At 58.4% G+C, this 25,879-nt stretch carries 19 protein-coding genes; 2 read left to right on the top strand and 17 right to left on the bottom strand.

Features of this window, described 5'->3' with window-relative positions:
- Positions 1 to 3 precede the first annotated feature (3 nt).
- The 15 genes from OHL14_RS19225 to OHL14_RS19155 form a co-directional block, all read right to left on the bottom strand.
- A complete protein-coding gene (locus OHL14_RS19225) occupies positions 4 to 429 on the bottom strand; it encodes a DUF971 domain-containing protein (RefSeq protein ID WP_263380992.1) in 426 nt (141 codons plus the stop codon).
- A 19-nt stretch (positions 430 to 448) separates the two neighbouring features.
- On the bottom strand, positions 449 to 1,237 hold the full coding sequence (locus OHL14_RS19220; protein WP_263380991.1) for a sulfite exporter TauE/SafE family protein: 789 nt from the start codon (positions 1,235 to 1,237) through the stop codon (positions 449 to 451).
- 38 nt (positions 1,238 to 1,275) lie between these two features.
- Positions 1,276 to 1,824: an LOG family protein gene (locus OHL14_RS19215; protein ID WP_263380990.1), complete on the bottom strand. Its 549-nt coding sequence runs from the start codon at positions 1,822 to 1,824 to the stop codon at positions 1,276 to 1,278.
- 72 nt (positions 1,825 to 1,896) lie between these two features.
- Positions 1,897 to 2,244, bottom strand: coding sequence for a cytochrome C oxidase subunit IV family protein (locus OHL14_RS19210; RefSeq protein WP_263380989.1), 348 nt, complete (start codon positions 2,242 to 2,244; stop codon positions 1,897 to 1,899).
- A gap of 45 nt (positions 2,245 to 2,289) precedes the next feature.
- Positions 2,290 to 3,060, bottom strand: a complete 771-nt coding sequence (locus OHL14_RS19205) for a cytochrome c oxidase subunit 3 family protein (RefSeq protein WP_263380988.1) — start codon at positions 3,058 to 3,060, stop codon at positions 2,290 to 2,292.
- On the bottom strand, positions 3,053 to 4,720 hold the full coding sequence (locus tag OHL14_RS19200; RefSeq protein WP_263380987.1) for a cytochrome c oxidase subunit I: 1,668 nt from the start codon (positions 4,718 to 4,720) through the stop codon (positions 3,053 to 3,055). Before OHL14_RS19200 ends, OHL14_RS19205 begins: the two co-directional genes overlap by 8 nt.
- Positions 4,717 to 5,778: a cytochrome c oxidase subunit II gene (gene coxB / locus OHL14_RS19195; RefSeq protein WP_263380986.1), complete on the bottom strand. Its 1,062-nt coding sequence runs from the start codon at positions 5,776 to 5,778 to the stop codon at positions 4,717 to 4,719. The genes OHL14_RS19200 and coxB overlap by 4 nt, the downstream gene beginning before the upstream one ends.
- Positions 5,779 to 5,787: 9 nt before the next feature.
- On the bottom strand, positions 5,788 to 6,711 hold the full coding sequence (locus OHL14_RS19190; RefSeq protein ID WP_317890439.1) for an SCO family protein: 924 nt from the start codon (positions 6,709 to 6,711) through the stop codon (positions 5,788 to 5,790).
- 74 nt (positions 6,712 to 6,785) lie between these two features.
- The gene (locus OHL14_RS19185) at positions 6,786 to 7,448 is read right to left on the bottom strand and encodes a hypothetical protein (RefSeq protein ID WP_263380985.1); all 663 of its coding nucleotides are present in this window, start codon (positions 7,446 to 7,448) and stop codon (positions 6,786 to 6,788) included.
- Complete coding sequence (locus OHL14_RS19180) at positions 7,438 to 8,793, bottom strand: hypothetical protein (protein WP_263380984.1); 1,356 nt, start codon at positions 8,791 to 8,793, stop codon at positions 7,438 to 7,440. The genes OHL14_RS19185 and OHL14_RS19180 overlap by 11 nt, the downstream gene beginning before the upstream one ends.
- Positions 8,794 to 8,847: 54 nt before the next feature.
- Positions 8,848 to 9,624, bottom strand: coding sequence for a c-type cytochrome (locus OHL14_RS19175; RefSeq protein ID WP_263380983.1), 777 nt, complete (start codon positions 9,622 to 9,624; stop codon positions 8,848 to 8,850).
- Between the two features lie 14 nt (positions 9,625 to 9,638).
- Entirely contained in the window at positions 9,639 to 10,181 is a 543-nt protein-coding gene (locus OHL14_RS19170; RefSeq protein WP_263380982.1) for a DUF3341 domain-containing protein, read from the bottom strand.
- The gene (gene nrfD, locus OHL14_RS19165) at positions 10,181 to 11,629 is read right to left on the bottom strand and encodes an NrfD/PsrC family molybdoenzyme membrane anchor subunit (RefSeq protein WP_263380981.1); all 1,449 of its coding nucleotides are present in this window, start codon (positions 11,627 to 11,629) and stop codon (positions 10,181 to 10,183) included. The genes OHL14_RS19170 and nrfD overlap by 1 nt, the downstream gene beginning before the upstream one ends.
- Entirely contained in the window at positions 11,629 to 14,802 is a 3,174-nt protein-coding gene (locus OHL14_RS19160; RefSeq protein WP_263380980.1) for a TAT-variant-translocated molybdopterin oxidoreductase, read from the bottom strand. The genes nrfD and OHL14_RS19160 overlap by 1 nt, the downstream gene beginning before the upstream one ends.
- Positions 14,799 to 15,704: a cytochrome c3 family protein gene (locus OHL14_RS19155; protein WP_263380979.1), complete on the bottom strand. Its 906-nt coding sequence runs from the start codon at positions 15,702 to 15,704 to the stop codon at positions 14,799 to 14,801. Before OHL14_RS19155 ends, OHL14_RS19160 begins: the two co-directional genes overlap by 4 nt.
- 474 nt (positions 15,705 to 16,178) lie before the next feature.
- Between OHL14_RS19155 and OHL14_RS19150 the strand changes: the two genes are divergently transcribed.
- A complete protein-coding gene (locus OHL14_RS19150; RefSeq protein WP_263380978.1) occupies positions 16,179 to 16,919 on the top strand; it encodes a DNA-3-methyladenine glycosylase family protein in 741 nt (246 codons plus the stop codon).
- A gap of 166 nt (positions 16,920 to 17,085) precedes the next feature.
- The gene (locus OHL14_RS19145) at positions 17,086 to 19,728 is read left to right on the top strand and encodes a DUF3536 domain-containing protein (protein WP_263380977.1); all 2,643 of its coding nucleotides are present in this window, start codon (positions 17,086 to 17,088) and stop codon (positions 19,726 to 19,728) included.
- Between the two features lie 33 nt (positions 19,729 to 19,761).
- Here the strand turns inward: OHL14_RS19145 and OHL14_RS19140 are convergent, their stop codons facing one another.
- Both OHL14_RS19140 and OHL14_RS19135 read right to left on the bottom strand, forming a co-directional pair.
- Positions 19,762 to 20,355 (bottom strand): porin family protein, encoded by a 594-nt coding sequence (locus OHL14_RS19140; RefSeq protein WP_263380976.1) that lies wholly within the window; start codon positions 20,353 to 20,355, stop codon positions 19,762 to 19,764.
- Entirely contained in the window at positions 20,352 to 25,781 is a 5,430-nt protein-coding gene (locus tag OHL14_RS19135; RefSeq protein WP_263380975.1) for an Ig-like domain repeat protein, read from the bottom strand. The genes OHL14_RS19140 and OHL14_RS19135 overlap by 4 nt, the downstream gene beginning before the upstream one ends.
- Between the last annotated feature and the right edge of the window lie 98 nt (positions 25,782 to 25,879).

Below are 25,879 nucleotides of genomic sequence, written 5' to 3'. Positions count from 1 at the left end.
TCACTATTGCGCTTGTTTGCGGTACTCGACGTCGCAGACATTGCGCAGATAGTCCCACGAGTACAGACCTGCCTCATGCCCATCGTTCCACTTGAAGCGAATTGCATATTTCCCTACGGGCGTGACCTCTACTGGCCGTGATGGAGCTTCATACAGTGGCAATAGAGCTACTGGCTTTGGCTTCGCCACACCGGGAGCTCGCTCGACGGCATCCCGCTCCTCATGGCAGGTCGCGCACGGGCACGCCGCGCGGAGCCACGCGAAGTTCCAATTACTGGTGTGGCCATCGGCCCAGTCGATGCTCATGCCTGTGCCGCCGGTCTTATCGACGCGCACCTTCAGAGGCTTGATCGCGTCACCCGTAAGTTTGGGGCCGTCATCTTTTCCGGCTTCTTTTGCGCTGACAAAACGTATTCCTTCGTGACTCACTTCGTGCCTTTCGTCTGTCTCATGCTGTGTGGGCCTGGCGCCAGAAGAAGTATCCCGCAATGACGCAGCCTGTGACGACAACAACTCCGCGCAGGATATGTCCCGGCACACGTTTGGCAAACTTTGCGCCGAACCAGCCTCCGGCTGCGGCGAAGACCATCGAGGCCAGGCAGTAATGCCAGATGATCGCGCCTTTCAGGATGAAGGTGACGATGGCGCAGAAGTTACTCGCGAGCGCTGCAAAGACCTTCATTGCGTTCAAGCGATGCATGTCGTCCATACCGAAGAGCGCGAGGATCGTCATGACCAGGAAGCCGCCACCTGCCCCGAAATACCCGATATAAAAACAGACGGGAAAGAGCGCCAACATCAGTTGGAACGGCGGGATACTTCGTTCACCCGTGTGGTACGCTGCACGCCGTCGTAACCAGCGCGAGACAGGACCACTGATGCCGAACAGCAATGTCCCTCCCAGGATCAGCCAGGGAATCATGTGCAGGAATGTCTTCTGTTCCGTGTGAAGCAGCGTCTCTGCCCCCGTAACGCCACCGATGACACAAGTGAAACCGACAATGGGCAGAAGGTCACGGCGTACATCGCGATGGAGCGCCGCAAGCGAGGCCAACTGCCCCGGCCAGAGGGCAACGGTGTTCGTCGCGTTAGCCTCCACGGGGGGAACGCCCATGCCAAGCATTGCTGGAAAGGAGATGAACGAACCTCCACCGGCCATCGCGTTCATCACACCGGCGATCGCCGAAGCTGCGACCAGCCAGATGAAGTGTAGATGGGGGATTGCGGAGAGATTCATGCTCTGCTTATTGTATGCGCCGGAGCAACCCGGTCTGGCTAGGCAACACCGGCCGATGTAAGAGCTTCATCTACTGTCTTCGCTACGAGCAGTATTTTTCGATTGCCCCGCAACATCCCTTCCGCGTCGCAGTGATCGAGGAACGTCAACATCGTGTCGTAGAAGCCTTCGGTGTTTAGCAGCACTACGGGCTTGGAGTGAATCTTCAACGTCTGCCACGCAAGCACTTCGAACATCTCTTCAAAGGTGCCAAATCCTCCAGGAAGAATCACAAAGGCATTCGCGCGCTCCGCCATCATCGCTTTACGCGTGTGCATTGTTTCGGTGACATGCAATTCGGTGACGCCGTCATGGGCGACTTCCTTGTCGACGAGAACATGAGGGATCACGCCCACCACGTAACCACCTGCCTTCACCGTGGCATCGGCCACCGCACCCATCAGACCGACTTTGGCGCCACCATAGATGAGTCCGATGCCACGTCGAGCCAGCGTAGCTCCAAGCTCCTCAGCTGTATCTCGGTATTGGGGACGCGCGCCATCTGCGGCCGCGCAAAAAACGGCGATGCTCTTCTCTGGAATTCTCATAACTCAAGAATACAAGCGCCGACCCGACGCAGAAAGGCCGCCCTCGCAGGCGGCCTTCATTGCAGTTGGAAATTACCAGAGACCCCAAGTGCGGCTCAAGTAGTCGGTCATGGTCATGGCGATCAGCACCAGGAAGACGAAGAAGCCTGATGCAATCGTGATCTTGATGAGGCGGCTTTGATAAGCAGCGTGCATGAAGAACAGGATCACGATGCTCGCCTTGAAGCAGGCGATAGCCAAAGCGACGATGGGGTTGAGCACGCCCATATCGACGTAGGCAGCCCCTACTGTGATGCCCGTGCCGACGAGCAACGTCACGAAGACGTAGACGTATTGCAGCGGCGTCACAATGTGATGCTCGGCGTGCTCCGGGTTCGTGACGTTGCTCGGATCGTGCGCGTCGGTGTGTGCGTGGCTCATTGCAATTTCCTTCGTGGTGCCAGTGTCAAAAACCTAGGTCGAAACTTAGTGCAGTGGATGGCGATTGATCAGGTACAGCAGGGGAAACAGGAATAGCCATACGATATCGACAAAATGCCAGTACAGCCCGAAGTTTTCAATCGGAGCTACGTAGCCGTTGGTGAAGTCACCTCGTTGAGCACGGATGATGAGCCACACTAGCAACCCAATGCCAATGATCATGTGCAACGCATGCATCCCTGTCATCGCGAAGTACAGAAAGAAGAAGATCTGAGTCTTCTGAGCCATGTCTGGAGCGAGCGGCTTCTCCGCGTAAGTATCCGGATACTGCGGGTAATTCTGCGGATTTACAAACATCGCGATACTGAAGTTATTCCCGGGGATGTGATGCAGTTCGTACTTTTCTTTGTACTCAAAGTACTTAACACCTAGGAAGGCGCAGCCGAAGATCGTAGTCAACAACAGCATGATCACGAGCGTCTTCTTCTTGCGAACCTCGGAAGCCCAAACACCAAGCGCCATGAAGAAGCCCGAGCTGATGAGGATAACCGTGTTTGTTGCGCCCATGGGCACGTTGAGCTGATTCGAAGCCGCCGCAAAAGCTGGGTAGTACCAGTTGCGGTACAGCAGGTAGGCAAAGAACATGCCACCAAAAAACATGATTTCAGTGAGCAGGAAGAGCCACATGCCGAAGCTGCCCGCCTCACGCTGCTGCTCCTCCGTCTCAAAGTGGTGACGATGCTGCGGGAGCGAGATATGCTCATGCTCGTGGGCGTGGGCCTCGTGCGTGTGCGGAGTTGTGAGCGCGCTATCCAACGGTCGTCACCTCATGCTTGGTCTTGTTTTCGAGCCACTCGTAGTCATAGGCCTCATGGTCCATGATCGGGGTCTCAATGAAGTTTTCGGTCAGAGGCGGCGATTGGATCTGCCACTCAAGGCCGGTTGCCTGCCACGGATTCGCGCCAGCGATCGCACCATACTTCAAGCTCCAGCCAAGGTAAAGCAGAGGAAGCATGAAGCCGACGCCCAGCACCGTAGCACCCGCGGTCGAGAGCACGTTCAGAACCTGGAACTCAGCCGGGTAGGAAGCATAGCGGCGCGGCATACCGAGGTAGCCCAGGATGAACTGCGGCATGAAGGTCAGGTTGAAACCGATGAAGCTGGTCACAGCAGAGAGCTTCGATAGCGACTCCGGATACATGCGCCCGGTCATCTTCGGCCACCAGAAGTGGATGCCAGCAAGGAAAGCCATCAGCATACCGCCTACCATTACATAGTGGAAGTGCGCCACGATGAAATAGGTTTCGGTGAGGTGAATATCCATGCCCAAAGCGCCCAGGAAGACGCCCGTGAGGCCGCCGATGGTGAACAGGCCGATGAACGCGAACGCGTACAGCATCGGGGTCTCGAAAGTGATGGAACCCTTCTGCAACGTGAAGGCCCAGTTGAACACTTTGATCGCCGAAGGTACGGCTACAAGCATCGTCAGGAGCGAGAACACCAGCGCCGAGTAGTTCGATACACCCATGATGAACATGTGGTGTTCCCAGACGAAGAAGCCGAACAAAGCGATCGCTACTGAGCTGAATGCGACGGCAGAGTAACCAAAGACACGCTTGCGGCTAAACGTGGAGATGACCTCGGAGATCACACCCATGCCGGGCAGAATCATGATGTATACAGCCGGGTGTGAGTAGAACCAGAAGAGATGCTGGAAGAGCAGTGGATCGCCACCCTTGGTCGGATCGAATACGCCGATGCCGATCAGGCGCTCGAGAGCGACGAGGACGATAGCGATGGCGAGAACCGGCGTCCCGAGCACCATCAGCAGCGAGGCGGCATAGTGCGACCACACAAAGAGAGGCATGCGGAACCAGGTCATGCCCGGAGCGCGCATACGGTGGATCGTCACAATGAAGTTCAATCCAGTAAAGATCGAGCTGAAGCCGGCCACAAAAATAGCCGTAGCAGCGGTGACGACGTGCGTGTTGAGGTAGTGCGTCGAGAGCGGCGTCGTGAACGTCCAGCCCGTATCGACACCACCCAGAACCAGCGCAGCGAGGGTCAGCGTGCCGCCGATCATGTACAGGTACCAGCTCAGAAGGTTGATCTTCGGAAACGCGAGATCTTTGGCTCCCAGCATGATGGGAATCAGGAAGTTGCCCAGCGTTGCAGGTACCGACGGCACGAGGAACAGGAAGATCATCACGATGCCGTGCATGGTGAAGAACTTGTTGTACGTGTCCGCCGCCACCAGATCAGACTGAGGCGTCAGCAGTTCCAGACGGATGAGGCCTGCGAAGGCGCCGCCGATAAAGAAGAAGAACGTAATCGAGATCAGGTACAGGATCGCGATGCGTTTGTGGTCAGCCGTCAGCAACCAGCTCAGCAAGCCGTGCTCGTTGTTGATGTAGTGCCGCTTCGGCATCGTTGCCGTGCTCTGGTCAGGCAGAGAGACTATGCTCGTTGCGCTCATGGCTTCACCATCTCCGTTGTTGTGCCCGCTGCGGGCGTTGGGGGCGCAGCCTCGTCAGAGCTGGCGGTCACCAGCGTCTGCTGCACCCGGTAGTTCGTCTGCAAACCCTTGATATACTCCACTAGATCGATCAGGCCATCCTCACTGATTTGTCCCTGGTAGGTCGGCATGATGGGTGAGAAACCCGCCGTGACGTGCTGTGAAGGATTGAGGATCGCATCACGCAGGTAAGCATCGTTCACCAGAACCTTGCTTCCGTCGTTCAACGTCAGCTTCGAGCCGTAAACTCCGGCGAGGTTCGGTCCGCGTGCTGCAGCGTTTCCGCTGTGGCACTGGTTGCAACCCATGCTGGCGAAGAGGCGCTCGCCGTTCTGAGCAAGGCTCATGCCGCTGGTCGACTCATGCAGCCACTTCTTGTAATCTTCCGGCGTAAGAACCGTAATCTCACCGATCATGCCTGAATGTTGCGTGCCGCAGTACTGCGTGCAGAAGAGGTGGTAAGTACCTGGCGTGGTGGCATTGAACCACACTGTCGTGTAGCGGCCCGGGATGACCTCACGCTTCACTCGGAAGGCGGGGATCGAGAAGCTGTGGAACACGTCCTGAGAGATCATCGTCAACTGGACCGGCTGGCCTGTGGGAACGTGCAGAGCATTGATCTCGTGCTGCCCGCCGGGATGCTCGGCCTTCCACATCCACTGCTTACCGACGACATAGATGTTCATCGCGTTGGTGGGCGGGTTGTAGATGCGGAAGTACAGCAGCGCGCCCCACACAAACATCAAAAGGAAGACGGCAAGCGGGATGATGGTCCACGTTGCTTCCAGCAGCGTGGAGCCTTCGATCTGTGTCGCGACCGGGCTCTTTTCGCGGCGGTAGCGGATTGCGAACACCGTCAGCAATACGCCCACGACTACCAAGCCGAAGATGGTCATCAGCAGCAGGGAGAAATACAGCGCGTCGACCCACGGCGAAATGGTGGAGGCCTCGGCTGGGAACAGTGCCGAGCCGTGCATCCACTTCGTCAAAAACTGCCATAGTACTGGACTAATACCCATCGTTCGCCCTTATCCGTTTCGCCGGTTGTTGTCCGGTTGAGGTGATTCCTTGTCATCTGCGCGGCCGAGTTGCACATCGCGTCTGAACATCAAAAACATGAAGCTGCCAAGCGACGCCACGGTAACGATGCCGCCCAGCTGCACCACACGCGCTACGACCAGCGAGTGCTTGTTATTCTGCGGATCGTAGTGGTAGCAGTAAGTCAGAATATTCGCTACCGGCGATCCAATCTTATTGCCCGAGGCGTCGATCAATCCCAGGAGAACGTCCTTCGGCGAGTACTCCACGCCGAGGTAGTATTGCGCCAGCTTACCTTGTGGGGTAGCGATCTGGATGGAGCTGGCATGTGCGAATTGCGTGAGACGCCCATCCGGGCCCGGAACGCGCACATAACCAAAACCAATTGCCTGCGTAACTGCATCGATCGCCGGACGCTGGCCTGTCAGAAAGTGCCAGCCATCCGCCGTCTCCGGATGACCGTAGCGCTTGAGGTAAAACGCCTTCTTCTTTGCTGCGAGCTGTGGGGTCTCGTTGGGGTCGATGCTCAGGATGACAACCTGGAAGTCCTTACCCGGAACCAGATGTACCATCTCGAGCGAACTTGTGAGACCGTCCATCTCCTCCGAACAGAGCATTGGGCAGTCATAGTAGACAGCGGTGATGATTGCCGGATGCTTGCCATCGAAGTACTGACCGAGTGTCACCGTCTTGCCGGTGTCGTCGACAAACTGCGCATTCAGCGGTAGCTGCTGGTTCAGGTGCTGCGTGACCTGCACCTTTTGCAGCACGTTCGGCAACTCGTCGCCGGTGTTCTCTCCAGCCTGCTTGTCGCCGTAGCTGGAGACCTGCGCTGCAGCAAGGGTCGGGGTAAAAAACGCGACCATCGTCAGCCCAAGTACGGTCGCGAGCGTGGCTGCGGCCACTCTCTTCATTCCGCGCGTTGTCTGTTCGTTCGTCACGTTTGTACCTATTTCTTGCTGCTGGTTGGCGTCACTTTTCTGGGCAGTTACTGCTTGGCTTCAGCCTTCTCGTACTCGTTCTTCTGCTCGCGTGCCTGAATCGTCTGCAACTCGTAGCCGGTGCGTGCAAAGCCACTGGTTAGCGGAACTGTGATAACCGGCTTCGTCTCGCCTGCCATCAAGGGAGCTGCCGCGCCGGCGTTGGAGGGCTTCGGAAGGCCACGAGATACGATGAGCTCCATCGCACGATCAATCGGGATACGCACCGCACCTGCGGGGATATCATTTGCGGTGCTGTAGTTGTCGAGCAGCAGATCTTCCTTGGCGTGCAGATCGGCGGTGTCCTGATTGCCGTCGTCCGTCTGCAGCTGCGGCATCGGAAAGTTCTTTGCTACCTGTCCTAGCTGACGCTGCTCGAACTCGTAGTTTGAGGTCAGATCTTCGCGCTTCTCGCCGTGAGGTGTGGCTCCCAGAGAGTTCGCAGCCGTGTGCCACTGATCCACAGGACCATCCTGCCGAATCAGCTCATGGTTGATGACCTTACCCATAAAGAAGCAGAAGAAGTAAAAGATCAACACAAAGCCAGACAGGCCAGCGACGAAGGTGGCGATGCCGCCTACGTTGACGTCCTGAAGCTCATAGCCCGGGTTCTCCGGGGTCGCCGGACCCTGGAAGGTCTTCAGTCCTGGATCGAAGTCATTAGTGGGCATGTTCAGGCTCCAAAAGCTCCGCGGTGTGCGGATCGTTCACGTTCAACAGCGGACGCTTGCTGAGCTGCGTGAGATAGTAGGCGGCCCATAGGGCGATCATCGCGACCGGCACCGTGATGTAGGCGAGGATGCCGTAGTTGCCGATGAGATGTAGCGTGTCGCCCGTCTTGTTCCACGCGGGTTCAATAAGCCAGAAAATGTCGATCATGCGGGCGCCGATCATAAACGTGGCGACCCAGATCATCTTGTTCTTCGAGCGCTTGATGTCACGCGAGAGCAGGATCGAGAAGGGGATCACCCAGTGGCAGATCACGTCGAGCGTACAGATCGTCCACCATCCACCCTGGATGCGGTGAATGTAGTACGTGATCTCGTCCGGGATGTTACCCGACCAGATGATGAGGAACTCGGCGAACGTGAGATAGATGTTCAGCATGGTGAAGGCGAACATCAGCTTGCCGAGATCGTGCTGCTCGGTGGTGCGGAAGAGCGACTTCATTGGCTCATAACGCGATAGCAGAATGAGTGTCAGGATACCGACAGCGAGGGTCCCGTAGCCTTGGGCTACAAGGAACTGCAGACCATACACCGACGAGGCCCAGATGATATCGAGCGACTTGACGAAGATGATGACAAAGTCGGTGAGTGCGATAACGTAAAAGACGATTGCGGGGCCGGAGACGTTCTCAAACCGGACGCGCCACTTGTCAAAGCTGCCCAGCGTGCCGGCGGCTTCGTCCTGATCGCGCTTGAGCGACCAGCGGTTTAACAACCAGATCATGAAGCTGATAAAGCCGAAGACCAGTACCGTCTGTACGATGACCGGAGTCGGTGCCAGCATCACGTGGCGATAGTCGATATCCAGGTGCTGCTCGTTGGTGATGAGCCCCTTATGATAAGCGTCCAGCGTCTCCGCCTTGGTGGTGTAAGCGGCCCACAGATACAGCTTTTTCATCAGAAAAAGAATCGGCAGGATGCCCACGAGAATGAGCGGAAACGTGCGCGTCATCGCCTCCAGAGGGCGGCGCAGAATCAAGCCCCACTTGCCTCCGGAGACATACTGCACCATCAACAGCGCAAGCGAGCCGCCCACGAAGTTGAAGCACGTCATGTATCCCGCCAGGTACGCGCGCAGCAGGTGAGTGCGGCCGTCTTCCGTCAGGAGGAAGAGCGCCGAGATAGCTGCGAAGACTACCGCGACGACCAGCGCACGCAGGCGCCACGTCTTGACTACCTCCGGTGCCGTCAGCACACTGGGCAGCACCGCTGGGCCATGGTGCCCATGCCCCGCATGAGCCGCGTTGCCCGCCAGCTCCATTCCGTGATTGTCGTGTTCGAGTGCCATGCGTTCCGTCGCCTTCAAAGTTCCTAAAGTGTCTTCGTACTGCCTGCGTCAGTCTTACTTGGTCGGTGCCGGTGCGGCCATCTTAGCCGGAGCGCTGGGCGCCGCAGTCTTCATTGCTGCTCCCGGCTCACCGGGGATACCGTTGTCTTCGTTATTAGGAGTACCGTACACCGCAGTTGGCGGGAGCTTGTTACCCCAGTCGTCCGCGAAGCCTGCAGGCATACCCTGCTTTTTCGCAATCTCGTGCAGTTCAGTCGTCGACTTGCCACTAGGCACATCGCTCGACTTCGCATCCTGGCTCAACTGCAACGCGCGAACATACGCTGCAATTGCCCAGCGATCTTCCGGCGTGACCTGTGCCGAGTAGTCTGGCATCGCACCATAACCGTTTGTGATCACGCTGAAAAAGTGTCCCAGCGGTGCGTTACGCAGGCGGTCCGTGTGGAAGTTGCCAGCTTGGCGATAGCCACGCTGCACGATCATGCCCGCACCATTACCCACGCGCGAGTGGCACGGCGTGCAGTAGATGTTGTACCGCTCCTGACCACGCTCCATCACGGCTGGCGTGAGTGGAATCGGAAGGCCGTCACCCTCTTTACCAGCCACCAGGCCGGTGTAGAAGTATGAGTCCGCATGGAGCTGGTCCCGGCCAACCGTATCTTCGACCTGTGGACGCACGGAACGACCGTCTGCAAAAAAAGAAGTCCCGCGCTGCGGTACGAACTTCGGCTGATCCTGCATGTCCTGACGGCAACCGGCCAGGACCAGCACCGAAAGCATCGCCGCGCCCGTAATCGCTCGCTTCGCCATCTCGTATCTCGAATCTTGCATCTCGAATCCCAGCATTAGTGGTCTACCTCCACCACCGAAACCGGCGAGAACTGCTCCAGGAACGTCCGCGTCTCGGTGACCGAAAAGCGCGGGTCGTTGGCCTCTAGGCAAAGGAAGAACTTATCGTTCAGCGCGCCGTTCGCAAAGTTCGGAGCGTTGAACAGCGGGTGGTACAGCTGTGGCAAACCGTTCTGCGCGATCATGCCGAACGCGGTCGACAGACCGGCGAACAAAATCGTGAGCTCATACTCCGGAATCACAAACGCGGCCCAGCTGAACAGTGGTGTACCACGAATGTTGAGCGGGTAGCCCCAGACGTTGATCCACATCTCGAGCAGAAACCCGGTCGTCAAACCCATGATGCCGCCCATCAGGCACATCAACGGTATGCGGGTCTTGTGGAAGCGCAGCGCCTCGGCTGCCTCTTCTACTGGGTACGGGGTATAGCACTCCATGCGGCGATAGCCGGCACGGTGCGCATGCTCCGTGGCGTGCACCAACTCACTGGGCGTATTGAACTCGGCCAGCAGGCCGTAAACTCCCTCGCGCGGCGGCATTAGAGCGCCTCCTGTGTAACTTCTTCAGCGTTGCTGCCGCCGGGATGGATCTTGGTGCCGGGCAACATCATCTTGATTTCGGACATAGGAATCATCGGTGCCAGTCGAGCAAAGAGCAGGAACAGGCAGGTAAACATGCCCCAAGTGCCAATAAACAGCATGTAATCCCACTTGGTGGCCCGGTACGTTCCCCAGCTCGAAGGGAGGTAATCGCGGTACAGCGTCGTAACGACAATGACGAAGCGCTCGAACCACATGCCAATGTTCACGATAAAGCTCAGAATGAACAGATACAGCACGTTGACGCGCAGTTTGCGGAACCACAGAGTCGAGAGCGGGATCGCAATGTTGGTCAGGATGAGCATCCAGTAGCCCCAGCCCATCGGACCAAACATTCGGTTCCACATCATGAAGAATTCCCAGTGGCTCGCCGAGTACCAGCTCATGAAGACTTCCATGCCGTAGCCGTAGGCCACGATCGAACCCGTCGCCAGCATGACCTTCGCCATGTTATCGAGGTGACGCTCTGTTACGAGGTCTTCGAGGTGGTAGAACTTGCGGATCGGGATGGCCAGCGTCAACACCATCGCGAAGCCGGAATACACGGCGCCGGCGACGAAGTATGGCGGGAAGATCGTTGTGTGCCAGCCAGCCATCGCAGCGACCGCGAAGTCGAAGGAGATGGTGGTGTGCACCGAGAGCACCAGCGGTGTGGAGAGACCGGCGAGAAGCAGCGATGCCGACTCATAACGGATCCAGTGTCGGGTAGAACCGCGCCAGCCCAGCGACAGGATGCCGTAGATGTACTTCGCCAGTGGCAGCTTGGCGCGATCGCGCAGCGTACCGAAGTCAGGGATCATGCCGATGTACCAGAACACCACCGAGATCGTCGCGTAGGTCGACACAGCAAACACGTCCCAAGCCAGCGGCGAACGGAACTGCGGCCAGACGTTCATCGTGTTCGGGTACGGCATCAGCCAGTATGCCAGCCACGGACGACCGACGTGCAGCAGAGGATAAATACCCGCACAGCACACAGCGAAGATCGTCATCGCTTCTGCGAATCGGTTGATCGAGTTACGCCAGGTCTGCTTGAACAGCAGCAGAATCGCGGAGATCAGCGTGCCGGCGTGGCCGATACCGATCCACCACACGAAGTTGATGATGGCGAAGCCCCAGGCGCCAGGGATGGTGACACCCCAGATACCGACGCCCTTCAGCACCAGCCAGGTGATACCGATAACAACGCCGGTAGCGACGGTGGCCGCGAGGAAGAGGCCGCCGAACCACGCCCAGGGCGTGTTCGGAGTCAGCACAATGCCTGCGATCTTCTGCGTCACGCTTTTGAACGTGTGACCCGGCGCGATAACAAGGTATTCGCCGGTGCGCGGATCCAGCATCGGATCGAGCACTTCATTCTGATCGTGAATGGGTCCCTGAGTAGCCATTATGCAAGCTCCGCATTCGGGTTGATGACCCCGGCCGTGTAACTGGTACGCGGACGGTAGTTCAAGTCGGCCAGCACCTGGTAGTCACGCTCCTCAGCCTTGCGCTTGGTCACGCGGGCTTTGGGATCGTTCAGGTTGCCGAAGATAATGGCATCGGTCGGGCAGGCCTGCTGGCAGGCCGTCAGGATCTCACCATCTTCAATTGCTCGGTTGCTCTTATCGGCTTCGATCTTCACGGCCTCGATGCGCTGGATGCAGTAGCTGCACTTTTCCATCACACCACGCGAGCGAACCGAAACATCCGGGTTGCGCTGGAGCTTGAGGCTCTCCGTCTCGTAGTCCGAGTACAGCAGGAAGTTGAAGCGACGAACCTTGTAGGGGCAGTTGTTGGAGCAGTAACGGGTGCCCACGCAGCGGTTGTACACCATCGTGTTGATGCCTTCAGGTGTGTGGACCGTCGCGCCGACCGGGCAGACCTGCTCACAACCGGCGCTCTCGCAGTGCTGACAGAGCATCGGCTGGAAATGCGCCTTGGGTGCGTGGAGATCGCCCTCGAAGTAGGTATCGATACGCAGCCATTGCATATTGCGTCCGACCTTCACCTGCTCGCGGCCGACGACTGCAATGTTGTTCTCCGCATAACAGCTGACGATACAGGCGTTGCAACCGACGCAGCTGTTCAGATCGATCGACATGCCCCACTTGTTCTGGAGCACCTTGGTCGAAGCGTCCTGGTGATCATAACGCCACGCGTCGGGATAGAAGCTATCGTCGTGCTCAGGAGCCTCACCCTGTGGGTTGTAGCCCACCTTGTTGATGAACGTGCCGCTCGCACCTTCGCTCGCATACTTGGGGTTGGCGGTAGCCTCGGCTACGGTTGCGTAGCGGATGATGCTGCGCTCCATCGCTTCGTGACCCGCCAGCGAGTACGTACCCTCTGTATCGAACTCTTTCTTCTCGAGGTCCTGCTGCGCAAACTTGCCGCGGTGCTCGATGTTGTGCACCTTCGTGACGCAAAGATCGTACGTGCCCTTACCCTTCGCAATGTTCAGACCTGCAGCCGACAGAAGAGCATCGGAGGTGCGGAGCGTGTAGGCATCGAAGCCCACGCCCGCAGCAACCCGGCCACCTTCTGCACGACGTCCAAAGCCAAGATGAACCGTTACCGCATCGTTCGGATGGCCAGGGCTCATCAGAACCGGAGTGATGACCTTGCGGCCGTTGAGGCTAAGCTCAATCGCATCATTCTCTTCAATGCCGAGCTTGCCCATCAGGTCCATGTTCATCAGAGCTGCGTTGTCCCAGCTCATGTTTGTCACTTGCTTGGGAAGCTCCTGCAGCCATCCGTTGTTACCGTAGCGACCGTCATAGAGCGACGGATCTGCCTTGAATGCGATTTCGATGCCACCGGAGGAAGCCATTGCCACAGCGGGAGCGCCCTTCGGAGCACCCAGCGACTTCGGCTCAAACGCGGTGTCTGCAACCCAGCCATCGTGCAGGGCCTTGCGCCATGCGGTGGCAAAGTCGCCGCCCTTGATGTAGGTTTTCGCATTCGCCACGACCGCGTCATAGGCGCTGATGGAAGGATCAAGCAAAGCCTGCAGAACATCGTGCGCACTCTTGCCGCCGTACAGCGGATCAATCATTGGCTGCACGATCGAGATTGTGCCGTCGTACGCGCGGGCGTCCGACCAGCTCTCGAGATAGTGGGCCTTCGGCAGATGCCAGGTCGAGTAGAAGCCTGTCTCGTCGCGCAGCAGGCCGAGGTGAGCTGTCACCGGCACTTTGGCAAACGCGGTCGCAAACTCCAGATCGGCAGGAGCGGAGTAAAGCGGGTTCGCACCCAGAACCACCAGCCACTGAACCTTGCCTGCGTTCATATCGCTAACCAGCGACTTGAGGTCAGCAACCTGCTCACTCGGAACTGGATTTACAGTTTCGGTATAGACAACAGTCTTGCCGATAGCGCCGCTGCTCGCGTTTGCCGCGATTGCAGCTGCATTGCACGCTACGGAGCTCTGCGGTCCGGCGATCACCACGCAGCGGCCTGCGCTCTTCTTCAGGTCATTCTGAACAGCGGTCAGGAACTTCTGCGCATCCGGGCTTAGCGAAGCGCTTCCGCCCGCAAGTGCTGTTGCGAACGCATCGATATCGCTTGGCTTCAGCGCGAGGCGATGATCGGCCTTGAAGCCCGTCACGCTCGGAGTGGTCTCGACGACATACAGACGGTTCATCGTCTTGCCCGCTTCGAAGCGATGACGCTCGGCGTAGGCCGCGGCTACCGGCAGGAAGCCCGGGAAAGCAATACCGCCTAGGAAGTCAGCATCGAGCGAAACGATGACATCGGCATCTTCCAGCTTGTACTGTGCGTCGAGATAGTCGCCGAAGGCAGCCTTCGACGCAGCCATACCCGAGTCATTGTTGATCGGGTCGTACTGCACCATCTTCGCCTGCGGATACTTCACCTGCACCTGCTTCCACTGGGAAGCCAGCGTCGGCGAGGTAATAGTTTCCGAGAGGAAGTAGATGCCCTGTCCGCCATTGGTCTTCTTGGCAGCTGCTGCAAATTCCTGCTGGAAGGATCCGAAATCAGATTTTTCGCCGCGATAGATGGTCGACTTCGAGCGGTCCGGATCGTACAAATCCAGCAGCGAAGCCTGAGTGAAAGCATCCGAACGGCCCTTCGACATCGGGTGCTCAGGATTGCCCTCGAGCTTGATCGGGCGGAACGCATCCGACTTCACGAGCACAGGAACGGCGCCCGTCGAGAACGGATGAGCGGTCGCGAAGAACATCGGCTTGCCGAGAACGAGGTCCTCAGGCTGCTTGACGTAGGGGAAGATCGGCTCGTCGGGCTGCTTGGTGCAGCCGGCAAGTCCCGCCAGTGCAAAGCTTGCGCCCATCACCTTCAGGAAGCCGCGACGGCTGACGGGATCGACCCATTCGCCTGCGCCTGCCTGCCGGGGAAACTCCTCCTGCATCAGTTCCTGAAATGCGGGCGTCTCTGCCAGCTCATCCAGATTTTTCCAGTAGCGGCGACCGGTCTGGCCGTCGAGCTTGGCACGCACCTCAGCCAGCGTCATCTTCGCAGGTGCGATCGTTGTTACAACCTGCGCAGAGACGGGCTGAACTTGCTGCATCTTCTCTTGCATATCCATAGGTGTCTCGTTCATCGGTGGCACACCTCGCAGCTCGAAAGCTCGTTGGCCGTCCGAATGTGATACTGCGCCGTCAGGTACTTGCCAAGATCCATCTGGCTCGTGAACTTCTGGTAGCTCGCAGGCAGAGCAACAACCGGCATGTCCGAAGAGGTCGTTCCTACGCTGGCTCCCGGAGTCGCTGCGACCCCATCGTTCACGATCGGACCAGCATTTGGCTTTTCCATCTGCGCGAGCTGCGGATTGTTGTCGTTCGGGTCCTTCGTCACACAGCTCACACCCTGCGCGGTGGGAACATTCGTACCGTTCGTGTTCACCGTCGCCGTGCACCATACCGGCTTCTGCGAGCTGGGACCTTCCCAGGCCATGTTGTAAATTTCGCTGGTCGGGCGGAGGTTGACGGCAGGATTGCGATGGCAGTTCAGGCACCACTCCATCTGCAGAGTGCTCTCCTGATACATCAGTGGCATCTGATCGACGCGGCCATGACAGCTTGCGCAGCCAATGCCCTTGTTTACGTGGATCTCGTGGTTGAAGTACACGTAATCCGGAAGATCGTGGACGCGAATCCACTGGATCGATTCCCCTGTTGCCCAGCTCTGACGAACTGGCTCGAGCAACTGAGCGTTGGTCCAGATCTGCGAGTGACAGTTGATACAAGTCTTCGTCGGGGGGATGCCAGCGTAGGCGCTCTTCTCCACGGACGTGTGACAGTACTGGCACTGAAGACCAAGTCCTTCGACGTGGTGCTTGTGACTGAACGGTACGGGCTGGTCTGGCCGCTGTCCCTGCTTAGTCACCCACGGTGACCTCTGCAACTGGTCGAGCGCCACACCGAGCGCGATGACGATCAAGCCCGTCAACACGAGGCTCGCGCGAGCCAGTGCATTCGAACTGCGGTCAAATACTTGCGCCATGAGTGCGTTCCTGCTTCCTCTGCGTCAAAAAAAACACTGTGGAGGTTAAACTTCTAACGAAAATCGTTGAGTGGCTCTCGGATTCGCACTCGCTTGATAGCACTCAAACAGCGACGTATGTCTCCATACGAATCCGACACATCCATCTCTTTGTGCTGAGTATAGCAGCGACATTTGACTGCCATTGCGCGCTATCCGACCGCTGAAACCTTGATGCATGGGACGACTTTCGATTATCGTCCCTCGTCTTCGCTACTGCCCGAATGCATCTCAATAAATACCGTGAAAAATTCCCGAAAACGGGCAAAAGTAGCATTTTTCCTGTTTACTAATTCCGTCCACATTAGTCCGAGTTCTTCTGAGGATTTTTATTGGAAATCCTGCATAGGCGATTGATAACCGGAGCGTTCGCTTGTAAAGGGTACGCGTCGCAACACAGCTATCTCGGCAGGCACACCCTTTACACTTCCTGCTATGCCAAGTCCTCACACCACACGCACCCAGGCTCCGCCTTACGATGTCGCAGCCGCGATGGCTCATCTACGGGCTGGCGATCCCAAGCTGGGAAGGCTGATCGATAAGGTCGGGCCCTTCACTATGCGCATTTCTCCAAAACAGACTCCCTTCGAGGCACTAACTGAGGCCATCATCTATCAACAGCTGCATGGCAAGGCCGCCGCCGCGATTCATGGTCGGCTGCTGGCTGGCTTTTCGGACCTGGCCCATATGGCCGACCCCCGCGAACCATTGCGGCACCGGCATCCCACGCCTGAGGATCTGCTGGATTGCCCGAACGAGCAGCTTCGTGCCGCAGGTCTCTCCGCAGCAAAGGCACTCGCGCTCCGCGACCTGGCCGCAAAAACCATTGACGGCACCGTGCCCACCCTAGCGAAGATTCGCAAAATGTCCGATGAGGCAATCATCGAGCACCTCACCCAGGTGCGCGGCATCGGGAGGTGGACCGTGGAGATGATGCTGATGTTCCGGCTGGGCAGGCCAAACGTTCTTCCCACCGCTGACTATGGCGTACGCAAGGGCTTCGCACTGACGTTCCAGGGACTGAAGCCGACCACCAAAGTCACCCCGGATCTTTTGCCCAAACCCGATGTCATGGAGCGGCGCGCGAAAAAGTGGCAGCCCTTTTGCTCCGTCGCGACCTGGTACTTGTGGCGAGCCTGCGATCTGGCTGCGGGCAGGATCACTCAACCTGAGTAGATATCTGAATCGTCTTCGGATGAGTCGTTTTGGCCCACGCGTTACTCTAGTTTTAGTGATTGTTCGAACAAAAGGTGGATGCATCTCCGTCACCCGAACATGAAATCCATCGCTCTAGCTGACTTTCACTGCTGCGATGCCATCCAACCATCATTCGGGGAAATGCATGCCTGCACAGAAATCTGAGAAAAATACGTCGACTTCACCTATTCCGCAGCACTACGTCTGTGTGCATGGTCATTTCTATCAGCCACCACGCGAAAATCCGTGGCTTGAAACCGTTGAGGTGCAGGACTCCGCCGCTCCGTTCCATGATTGGAATGAGCGCATTACCTCCGAGTGCTATGCGCCGAACGGAGCCTCGCGCATCCAGAACAAGCAGAATCAGATCGTACGCATCGTCAACAACTATGCTCAGATGAGCTTCAACTTTGGCCCGACGCTGTTGAGTTGGCTGCAGGACTTTGCGCCCCGTACCTATCGCATGATTCTCGATGCAGACCACGCTTCGGCAGAACGGTTCAGCGGGCACGGTTCGGCGATTGCGCAGGTGTACAACCACATCATCATGCCGCTCGCGTCCGAACGCGACGCTCGTACGCAAATTCGCTGGGGCATCACCGACTTCGAGTTCCGCTTCGGTCGCAAGCCTGAGGGTATGTGGCTCGCCGAGACCGCTGTCTCGCGCAAGGTGCTCGATCTGCTGGCGCAGGAGGGCATTAAGTACACGATCCTGGCGCCGCATCAGTGCGCACGTGTTCGCAAGATGGCCGAAGTTCAGCCTGCAGGTCCCGTGAAGCACCGGGGCACGAAGGCTAAGGAGGCCGAAGCAGCGAAGCTCGCCGCCGACGCTGCAAAACTTGCGGCCGAAGAGCAGGCGTCCACACCGTGGACCGAGACACCTAACGCTTCTGTCGACCCCACTCACCCCTACCGAGTGAAGTTGGATGAAGGTCGCAGCATCGACATCTTCTTCTACGACGGGCCCGGCTCACGCGCGATTGCCTTTGAGGGCGTGTTGAACAACGGCGAGGACTTTGGCCGCCGCCTGGTGGCTGGCATTCATGCAGACAAGGCCCCAGAAGTTCCGCAGCTCTCGCATGTAGCCACCGATGGCGAAAGCTATGGTCATCACCATCGCCATGGGGAGATGGCCTTGAGCTACGCGCTGCATTGGATTGAAGAGAACCATCTTGCAAAGCTCACGAACTATGGTGAATTTCTCGAGAAGTTCCCGCCGCAGTTTGAAGCCGAGGTCGTCGAAGACAGCAGCTGGAGCTGCGCGCACGGCGTCGAACGCTGGCGCTCGAACTGCGGCTGCAACGGCGGCAAGGTAGGTTGGCAGCAGAACTGGCGCGGACCTCTACGTGCCGCGTTAGATTTGCTCCGCGATAAGACCGCCCCCTTGGCAGAAACCCTCGCCTCAACGCTGCTGAAAGATCTGTGGGTGGCACGCGATGCCTACATTAACGTGGTGCTGGATCGCGGCGCAGACAACGAACAGAACTTCCTCAACGAGCATGCGACTCACTCTCTAACCTCGGAAGAACGCGTTACGCTCTTCGAACTCCTGGAGCTTGAGCGCCACACGCAGTTGATGTACACCAGTTGCGGCTGGTTCTTCGACGAGATCTCCGGCATCGAAACCGTACAAATCATCGCTTACGCAGGCCGCGTGCTGCAGCTTGCGGAGCAGCTCTTCGGCGAGCCAGGCAAGGCGCTCGAAGCCGAGTTCCTCGCAGTGCTTGCACAGGCACCCAGCAATTTGCCCGAGATCGGCAACGGCGCGGAGGTCTACAAGCGCTACGTTCTTGGCAGCCGCCTCGACCTAGAGCACGTTGGCGCACACTACGCAATTAGTTCGATGTTCCGCAGCTATCCCGACTCTGGCCAGATCTTCTGCTTCGACGTGCATCGCCATAGCTATGACGTTCTGAGTTCGGGTCACGGCCGTTTCGCCTTCGGTCGCGCGCTGCTTCAATCGCGCATCACCGAGGAAAGCGAAGAGATCTGCTTCGCCGTTCTGCATCTCGGCGACCAGAACCTTACCGCGGCCGTAAAACGCTTCAACAGCAGCAACGGCGAGAACCCCGGAATGACCTCCGAAGTATGGGAGCAGTTCACCGAGGCTGCTCGCGATTGCGTGCGTCGCGCAAACCTACCCGAGTTGATTCGTCTCATCGATCGCCACTTCGATGGCACGCTCTATTCGCTCAACTCCTTGTTCGCCGATGAGCAGCACCGCATCCTGCAAAGCATCCTGAACCAGACCCTCGCAGAAGTAGAAAGTTCTCTGATGCGCATCTACGAGGAGCACGCGACGCTGCTGGACTTCATCAGCCAGGCAAAGATTCCCTCGCCCCCCGCGTTGGCCGTCACCGCAGGATTTGCCATCAACGCAAGCCTGCGCCATGCGCTCGATGCCGAGGTCTTCGATGCCACCGAGATCTCCCGTCTGTTGAATCGTGCGGAGACGGACAACGTCAAGCTTGATACTCCGCTGCTCAGCTTCACCGCCGACAAGCGAATCAAGCGCGCGATGGTGAAGCTGGAAATGGCCGCCCAGCAGCAGCCGTCGCAGCACAGCCTGAACGCCATCAACGAAACACTCACCATCGCGGAAGGCCTCAAGCTGCTGCCGATGGATGTGAATCTGTGGCAGGCGCAGAACATCTGGAACGATCTGCTGCGGCGTAACGACAGTGCACTCTGGACGCGTGAATGGCGCGAAGGCTTCCGCAAGATCGGCCTCGCCCTGAACATCTGCGTCGACGAACTCGTCGTCGACAAAGCTGTACGCGCCTTCTAGTTGAAGGTTTCACAACACGCAGATGCGGCATCGTCAGTGACGGTGCCGCATCTTTTTTGGAAACAGCTCAATGCCGTTCAGCCGAAATCGCAAGCCACTGCTCACGCTGTATGGCTGCATGCTGCCATACGTGAATCCCGTCCAGTCCTGGTATTCGACATCGAGGATGCGGGCAGTCCAGCGATTGCTGAGAGCGTAGTCCAGCCCCGCACCTGGAGCGATGACGAAGTACGACCCCGTCGCATAGTGAAACGGGAACGTCATCCGCCCCAGTCCAGCCATCACCTTCACATAAGGTTGTGTGCGACCGCGCCAGAAGACTACGCGAGCCCCGGCGAGGTAGCTGCTCAACGACACATCCTCATCGAGGTTGTAGCGCAGAAACCGCCCTTCGTACTCCAGCCCCACACGCGGCGACATGTTGCTGTCGACATACGCAGCTCCCCCAAACCCGGTGCTATCTCCATAAGGAACATGCGTAGCTGTCAACGCCCCGCCTACAGCAAGATAACTGCCGCCCCCCGAGGCCGTAGTTAGCGCCTGCGCATGAAGTTCGTGTACGACGAAGGTGCCGAGTAGCAACATCGCCAACAAGAGCCAAAGATGCATCACAAGTCGAAGCATCATGGCGTCACCGTCATCGTCATCGTCTGCGACTGCGTAATCCCGGTTCCCTTGCCCGAGGCTGTGACCTTGAAGTTATAAGTACCCGCCGGAGTGCTGCTCTCCTGCAGCCCGGCACAGCCGGTAGCGGAGAGCGTGATGAACGCCGCGAACAGAGCCAATGCCAGTGTTGCTATCGGCCGCGCACCTCGGCGTCTTAAGTTAAGGCTAAGCAGCAATGCGGCAGGCAGCAGGCACAGCGCTATCTGCGAGTCGGCCGTTCTGCGCTGCGCCAACGCACCAGCGCCAAGCGGATCGCCTGTGTCGACAGTGAGCTGTACCTGAACACTCGCTCCCGCGTTCAGCCCTTCCGTAGATTTGCTGAACGTGCAGGTAGCGGCAAACGGCAGACCAAGGCAGCCGAACTCCAACGTATCGGTGAAGCTTCCCAGCGACGTGACAGTGAGTGTCGAGACCCCATGCTGCTTCGTGACCATCGTCAACGTCGGCGGCGCGAGCTGCATCGCAAACTGCGTGGCCGGTCCGCCCGTGATGCCTGTAATCTGCGAGCTGGAGCTCGCATAAACACTGTCTCCGCTGTAGGTTGCGGTGATGTTAATAGTGCCTGCAGGCAGCACCACCGATAGTGTCGCAACCCCGGTAGCATCCACGCTCGAGGAGCCGAGCGTCTGGCTGCCGATCGTGAACGTGATGCTACCCGTAGGCGCCGTTGTGGTCGCTGCATGCACCACAGCAATCAGCAACACAGACTGTGCATTGGTCGGATCGTTGGCCGCGCTCGTCATCGTGGTGGTAGTCGGTTGCAGATTGACAATCTCAGTAAGCGCAGGGGACGTCGCCGGGAAGTCGTCGACATCGCCCGTGTAGGTGGCTACGAGCCCATGCGAGCCAGCAGCCAACGAAGGGAGCGTCAACGAAGCAGTACCTGCTGCATCGAGTGGTGTAGTACCCAGCGTGACAGCCCCATCGGTGAAGGTGATGCTCCCCGTCGGCACGCCCACCTGGCTGTTGCTAACGGCCGCAGTCAGCGTAATTGGCGCGAGCGTCGCCGTAGGATTGACACTGGAGCTGAGCGCGACGGTCGCCATTTCCAGCACAGTCTCCGTCAGTGCCGCAGAAGTAGCTGCACCTGCGCGACCATCTCCGGCATAGTTCGCCACGACTACATGGCTGCCAGGTTGAAGCGATGCCGTGGTGAACGTGGCCACGCCACCCGTGTTCAGCAGACCTGAGCCAAGCACCTTGCCATCAACGGTGAAGTCCACACTGCCCGTCGCCGTGCCGCCGTTGCTACCCAGCGTGGCTGTAAGGCTCAGCGGCTTGCCATATATCGTAGGGTTCGCACTTGTGTTCAGCACAATCTGTGTCGTGGCGCTCTGCACGATCTGCAGCAGCGTGCCCGTGGCAGCATAGTAGTTGTTGTCACCTGCATAGTTCACCGTAATCGTGTGCGATCCCACAGAGAGCGTGGCACTCTGCACTGTGGCGGCACCCGTCGCATCCAGCGGCGCCGAGCCCAGCAGCACAGACCCGTCCGTAAAGGTGAGACTGCCCGTCGGCACGTTGTTCCCCGAGCCGACAACCTTCGCTGTGAATGCCACCGTGTTTCCGGCAATCGAGGGATTGACGCTGGAGCTGACCACCAGCTGCGACGGCTGTACAATCAGCTGACTAAGCGACGCTACATTCGAAGCCGCGTGATTGCTATCGCCGCCGTATGCCGCGGTAATCGTGTGTGTCCCAAGCACCAGGCTGCTGCTGGCGTAGGTCGCCACTCCTGCTGCGTTCACTGGAACAGCCGCCAGCAACGTCGCGCCATCCATAAAGCTGATTGCGCCGGAAACATTGGGGCTCACGCTGCTCACCGTTGCCGTGACCACGACGCTCTGTCCCAATGGCGCAGGGTTCAGGCTTGAGATGAGTGTCTCCGTCGAAACTCCCTGCTGCACCACCAAAATCAGCGCAGTGCTTGTAGCAGGTGCATTATTCGCATCGCCCGGGTAACTCACGACCAGAGAATGCGTCCCTACACCGAGCCCAAGCCCCGCAAACGTCAGCGTGGCCGACGCGACCTGAGAAGCAATCGTCTTGCCGCCATCCAGCAGCGAGACCGTGCCCGTAGGTGTCACTCCGCTTGTGCTGAGCGTAGAACTCACTGCAAACGTAAGGCCGGCATTGACCGGGGCAGTTGGGCCAGAGATCGTCAGCGCCGTAGTCGCCAGCGAGATCGTCTCCTGCAGCGCGTTGGAGGTGCTCGTGAGGTATTGGTTGTCGCCGCTGTAAGCAGCTGTCAGCGTATGCACACCGACAGCCAATGTGCTGAGCGATACAGTCGCTACGCCCTGTGCGTTGAGCACGCCGGAGCCAACGGTCGCAAGCCCATCGTGGATCGCAACCGTTCCCGTGGGCGTTCCGGTGGAGCTCGACACGTTGATGCTGAGATTGACTGGCTCTCCCGCAAGTGTGCTGCTGGCCGAGGCATTCAGAGTCGTGGTCGTCGATGTCACCTGCACAACCAATTGCAGACTGCTGGACACACTGCCCACATAGTTAGTGCTGCCGCTGTACGTCGCCACAATCGTATGTGTCGCGACAGTCAGCGTATTGATGCTCAGCACCGCGTTTCCATAGGCATCGACTGCCACCTGCCCCAACGCATTCGCTCCATCCGTAAAGGTGACGGAGCCACCCAGCGAGCCACCATTGTTTCCACTCGCCGCGGTGACGTGCACAGAGAGTTGCAACGTCGCTCCGGCGCTGAGCGGATTCGCGCTGGCGCTCAGCGCTGTGGTCGTCGTGATTTGTTGCACGGTCTGCGTGAGCGCTGGCGATTGACTGCCCTGATTCCCTGCATCGCCGCTATAGATTGCAGTGATGCTATGCACGCCTGGCGCCAACGTGTTGAGTGAAAGCCCAGCCACTCCACTGCCATTGAGCGCCACACTACCCAGTGAGATCGAGCCATCATTGAATCGCACACTTCCGGTCGGCACCGTCGCGGTTCCGTTGGTCACCGTCGCGCTGAAACTCACCGCACTTCCCACCATCACACTCGCCGTACTCAGCGAGAGCAGTGTGGTCGTAGACTGCGGCTGCACTATTTCAGGGATCACATTCGAGGTGCCACCAAGGTTCGTCGCATCGCCCGACGCAACACCGACAAGCTGATGCGTACCGACCGTAAGCGAGCTGGTAACGAATGTCGCTGTTCCATTTATCAGAGGCGCATTTCCGAGTGCCGTGGGCCCGTCATAGAAAACAACGGTCCCCGTCACAGGCTGCGCTCCCTGCGCCAGTACGGGCGCATTGAAGGCCATCGTAATCGTCTGCCCAACGAGCGCCGGGTTAGGCGAAACCGTCATCAGATAATCAGGCTGTTGCTTCACCACCTCCACCAGCTTCGGAGACGTGCACGCCGCATCCTGTGCATCGCCGGAGTAAACGGCAGTGATGCTGTCGCTACCCAGCGGCAGCGTAGATGTCACACACGAAGCACTTAGGCCAGCCAGTGCCATCTGGCATAGCTGTGTAGCGCCATTGAAAAAAGTAACAGTGCCTGTAAGCGAGACGGCGCCCGTGACGGTTGCGTTGAAAGTAACACTGTTGCTGAAGGCAACAGGATTCAGACTGGACGTTAGGGAAATGGCCGTGGGGTTGACGCTTAGCACCGTGCCGCTGAGATTAATCGTGGGTGCCGGGCTAATCGGTGTTGATTGCGCGCTGTTCTCAGCCACAATTATTCCCGCAACAGGATCACCCACCACCGTCGGCGCAAACTCCGCTCCCAGGACGCAGTCGCTGCCCGCCGTGAGCGTGCTCCCAGCCACACAGGTCGTCGTGGCGGGATCGAGCGCCGCATTATTGCTGAAGAACTGCGTCAGCTGGAGGTCAGCGTTGCCGTCATTTGCTAGCGGCACAGACACCGGCGACGAGACCTTTCCAACGCGCATGGTCGCATACAGTTCGTCGATATGCATCGCATAGATCTCGCGAATGCGGTTGTGAAAGAGGTCGGCGACGAACAGGTCCCCCGCGCTATCGAGAGAAAGCGCATAAGGTCCATACATCGTGGCCGCGATCGCAGGTCCCAGGTCGCCCGAAAACTCCTCGCTGTTCGCTCCGCTGATCGTGCTGATGTTGCCGGTGTTCGCGAAGATCTTGCGCACACGGTTATTGCCGGAGTCAGCGATATAAAGATTGCCCGCAGGGTCGATAGCAACCGCTGCTGGAGCCTTTACCAGTGCTGCGCTGGCAGGACCTCCATCCCCGCCGAAGTCGCCTACACCCGTACCAACCACAGTGGAGATTACCCCGGTAGCATTCACCTTGCGAACCCTGTTGTTCGTCAGATCGGCGATATACAGCGACCCATCCAGCGAGGACGCCAGCCCCCACGGACTGTTCAGTTGTGCCGTCGATGCCGCTATGCCGTCACCGTTATAGCCCTCAACGCCGGTACCCGCGAACGTGCTGATCTTTCCATTCGCTCCGACAACCCGCACAACGTTGTTGCCCGTGTCGGCGATATACATATTCCCCGCAAGATCGAAGACGACAGCCTCAGGGAACGAGAGGTTCGCCGCGGTAGCAGGCCCGCCGTCACCTTCATACCCTTCCACACCACCCTGCCCGGCAACCGTCGTGATGATCCCCGTCAGCGCGTCGATCCGGCGAATCGCATGGTTGCCGGTGTCCGCAAAATAGATATTGCCCGCACCATCCATCGTCAGCCCCGCAGGCGTACTCACCTCTGCAAGAACCGCAGGCAGCCCATCGCCATAAAAGCCAAGCAACCCGTTGCCCGCAACCGTGGTGATAACGCCCGTCAGAGCATCGACGCGCCGAATGCGATTGTTGTTCGAGTCCGACAGATAGATATTTCCCAACGCATCGACAATCACCCCGGTCGGTAGAAAGATCGGTGAGAACGTAGCGAGGGCGCCATCACCGTGATACAACCAGTCACCATCACCCGCTACCGTGTTAATGTCTCCGGGATCGAGCACAGGCAAAGGGCCTTTGCCCACGCCGGAAAGCATCACCTCACCCAGCAGCTTGCCGCTCAAGTCCAGGATCATCACCGCGCCCTGTCGCAGCCCTGGAGCCGAAGGCGTAAACGTCACCTGCACCGAGCACTGCTGTCCCGTCAGCACACTCAAACCAGCCACGCAGCTTCCACCAAGAGAGAGCGTGAACTCTCCCTGCAACACGTTCTGCGAGGTCAGCACAGGCAGCGCCGCAATGCCCGCATTTTTGAGCGGTACCAGCACCGTGACCGGCGCGGAGCTTTGTCCAAGGTCGGTCATGGGGAACGTGAGCTGCGCGTGTCCCGTGTTCGCGAAAAAAAAGAGAAGCACAGCAGCAAGAGCAAGACCGAACGGCTTGCAAACGACGAAGGCAGCGCGGGAGCGGATACGAAGGACTCGCATGGGCACGTTATCGGCGTCGCCGCGAGTGGCCTAGTAAGTGCTCCAAAATTCGACAGTAACGCAAAAGACAAAGGGCGTCGCGGCCCATAAGCCGCAAC

The organism is Granulicella paludicola (genome assembly GCF_025685545.1).
GTDB classification, from domain to species: domain Bacteria; phylum Acidobacteriota; class Terriglobia; order Terriglobales; family Acidobacteriaceae; genus Granulicella; species Granulicella paludicola.
The sequence above is the reverse complement of the archived record's forward strand: the minus strand, read 5'-3'. Positions and strand labels throughout refer to the sequence as shown.

Coding starts and splice junctions, on each gene's coding strand:
- OHL14_RS19220 (WP_263380991.1), bottom strand. CDS start 1,237: ATGAATCTCTCCGCAATCCCCCATCTACACTTCATCTGGCTGGTCGCA.
- OHL14_RS19215 (WP_263380990.1), bottom strand. CDS start 1,824: ATGAGAATTCCAGAGAAGAGCATCGCCGTTTTTTGCGCGGCCGCAGAT.
- OHL14_RS19210 (WP_263380989.1), bottom strand. CDS start 2,244: ATGAGCCACGCACACACCGACGCGCACGATCCGAGCAACGTCACGAAC.
- OHL14_RS19200 (WP_263380987.1), bottom strand. CDS start 4,720: ATGAGCGCAACGAGCATAGTCTCTCTGCCTGACCAGAGCACGGCAACG.
- coxB (WP_263380986.1), bottom strand. CDS start 5,778: ATGGGTATTAGTCCAGTACTATGGCAGTTTTTGACGAAGTGGATGCAC.
- OHL14_RS19190 (WP_317890439.1), bottom strand. CDS start 6,711: ATGAAGAGAGTGGCCGCAGCCACGCTCGCGACCGTACTTGGGCTGACG.
- OHL14_RS19185 (WP_263380985.1), bottom strand. CDS start 7,448: ATGCCCACTAATGACTTCGATCCAGGACTGAAGACCTTCCAGGGTCCG.
- OHL14_RS19180 (WP_263380984.1), bottom strand. CDS start 8,793: ATGGCACTCGAACACGACAATCACGGAATGGAGCTGGCGGGCAACGCG.
- OHL14_RS19175 (WP_263380983.1), bottom strand. CDS start 9,624: ATGCAAGATTCGAGATACGAGATGGCGAAGCGAGCGATTACGGGCGCG.
- OHL14_RS19170 (WP_263380982.1), bottom strand. CDS start 10,181: ATGCCGCCGCGCGAGGGAGTTTACGGCCTGCTGGCCGAGTTCAATACG.
- nrfD (WP_263380981.1), bottom strand. CDS start 11,629: ATGGCTACTCAGGGACCCATTCACGATCAGAATGAAGTGCTCGATCCG.
- OHL14_RS19160 (WP_263380980.1), bottom strand. CDS start 14,802: ATGAACGAGACACCTATGGATATGCAAGAGAAGATGCAGCAAGTTCAG.
- OHL14_RS19155 (WP_263380979.1), bottom strand. CDS start 15,704: ATGGCGCAAGTATTTGACCGCAGTTCGAATGCACTGGCTCGCGCGAGC.
- OHL14_RS19150 (WP_263380978.1), top strand. CDS start 16,179: ATGCCAAGTCCTCACACCACACGCACCCAGGCTCCGCCTTACGATGTC.
- OHL14_RS19145 (WP_263380977.1), top strand. CDS start 17,086: ATGCCTGCACAGAAATCTGAGAAAAATACGTCGACTTCACCTATTCCG.
- OHL14_RS19140 (WP_263380976.1), bottom strand. CDS start 20,355: ATGATGCTTCGACTTGTGATGCATCTTTGGCTCTTGTTGGCGATGTTG.
- OHL14_RS19135 (WP_263380975.1), bottom strand. CDS start 25,781: ATGCGAGTCCTTCGTATCCGCTCCCGCGCTGCCTTCGTCGTTTGCAAG.